Raw genomic sequence first — 559 nt, 5'->3', positions numbered from 1 at the left:
ATTGAAACAATTTTGAAACCAAACACCAGTTGGGATCCTGCATTGTATTTGAATATGTGGAGTCTCAAATTTACGGACAACACTCTTTTAGGTTATGCCCAATTTCCTGACAATAATTTTGCCCAAAATAATCCAAATTATTTACAAGGTCTTAACCCTAATGGAGGTCCCGCAAATACTGATGGGGTGGTTTCTAGTTACGATGTTTTTGGCAGTAGCGCCTTTGGTGGTTCTTTTTTATTGGCACCACCTTACGACAAGGGGAGGACAATGACACACGAAGTAGGTCACTGGTTAGGACTAAAACATATTTGGGGAGACGGAGGCAGTCGCGATAGTAACACCAAAGACTGCAATGCATCCGATTATTGTGATGACACTCCAAAAGCAGGATGGGAAAACTATGAATGTCTTATTACTTATGACTCTTGTCCTACTGACCCTGGAAATGATATGACCGAGAATTATATGGATTATACTAACGACGCATGTATGAACATATTTACCCAAAATCAAAAAGACAGGATCACGGTAATTATGAATAACGCTGCTAGAAGAA

At 39.5% G+C, this 559-nt stretch carries 1 protein-coding gene; it reads left to right on the top strand.

The features are described 5' to 3' along the window. Window positions 1-559, top strand: a 559-nt coding sequence (locus EKL98_RS17965; RefSeq protein ID WP_262706939.1) for a M43 family zinc metalloprotease, incomplete at both ends; no start/stop codon positions are given.

Source organism: Flavobacterium bomense, assembly GCF_003970355.1.
This window is presented reverse-complemented; position numbering and strand designations above follow the sequence as displayed.